Origin of the sequence: Gluconacetobacter sp., from assembly GCF_047721585.1 — a bacterium.
In the GTDB taxonomy this organism is placed as follows: domain Bacteria; phylum Pseudomonadota; class Alphaproteobacteria; order Acetobacterales; family Acetobacteraceae; genus Gluconacetobacter; species Gluconacetobacter dulcium.
Window position 1 is genome coordinate 2,799 of record NZ_JBDNXE010000227.1, and the last position, 285, is coordinate 3,083.

Sequence of the window (285 nt, forward strand, 5' to 3'; positions counted from 1 at the left end):
TTGTTGTCGGGGGCCGCACGGGGGGCGGCGGGGTGGGGGCCTCGTTCAGGGCGTGAGGGGGTGCTTCACCTGACCTGGCGCCCCGGCCGGGAGCAACCCGGCCGGGGTCTCCTTTGGCGGCTCGGGTTCCCCCGAACCATTGAAGTTGGACTGAATAGACGATGGACAACCAGAACATCCGCATTCGCCTGAAGGCGTACGATCATCGGGTGCTCGATAACAGCACCAAAGAGATCGTCAATACGGCGAAGCGTACGGGTGCGCGGGTTCGGGGTCCTATCCCGC

1 protein-coding gene is annotated in these 285 nt (G+C 65.3%); it reads left to right on the forward strand.

The features are described 5' to 3' along the window. Nucleotides 1-161: 161 nt before the first annotated feature. On the forward strand, nt 162-285 hold a 124-nt coding region (locus ABF821_RS20555; protein WP_415531414.1), incomplete at its 3' end, for a 30S ribosomal protein S10.